This is a genomic window from Testudinibacter crocodili, from assembly GCF_006228025.1.
In the GTDB taxonomy this organism is placed as follows: Bacteria; Pseudomonadota; Gammaproteobacteria; order Enterobacterales; family Pasteurellaceae; genus Chelonobacter.
Map to the genome: position 1 here is coordinate 1 of NZ_VDHF01000122.1, position 751 is coordinate 751.

At 48.6% G+C, this 751-nt stretch carries 1 protein-coding gene; it reads right to left on the reverse strand.

Going from position 1 to position 751, the window contains the following annotated elements:
• Positions 1–751 (reverse strand): elongation factor Tu (locus FHQ23_RS11425; RefSeq protein WP_139614433.1); only part of this gene is annotated, 751 nt, incomplete at both ends.

A 751-nucleotide genomic window follows, 5' to 3' on the forward strand; every position in this document is an offset into this window, starting at 1 on the left:
GTCGCTTTGATACCGACGATTTCAACTTCATCACCCGTACGTACGATACCGCGCTCAACACGTCCGGTAACTACTGTACCACGACCAGAGATTGAGAACACGTCTTCGATTGGTAACAAGAACGGTTGGTCAATCGCACGCTCAGGTTCTGGGATATAAGTATCCAAGTGACCGGCTAATTCGATGATTTTCGCTTCCCACTCTGCATCGCCTTCCAACGCTTTCAGCGCAGAACCACGTACGATTGGCGTGTCATCGCCTGGGAAATCGTATTGAGACAGAAGTTCACGCACTTCCATTTCAACTAATTCTAATAACTCTTCGTCATCCACCATGTCGCATTTGTTTAAGAATACGATGATGTAAGGTACACCTACTTGGCGACCTAACAGGATGTGTTCACGGGTTTGTGGCATTGGGCCATCAGTCGCTGCAACAACTAAGATTGCGCCGTCCATTTGTGCCGCACCGGTGATCATGTTTTTCACATAGTCGGCGTGTCCTGGGCAGTCAACGTGCGCATAGTGGCGAGTTGGGGTGTCGTATTCCACGTGTGAAGTGTTGATGGTGATACCACGTGCTTTTTCTTCCGGCGCGTTATCGATTTGATCGAATGCACGCGCAGCACCGCCGTAGGTTTTTGCCAATACAGTGGTGATAGCTGCGGTTAAAGTTGTTTTACCATGGTCAACGTGGCCGATTGTTCCCACGTTAACGTGCGGTTTTGTACGTTCAAATTTTTCTTTAGACA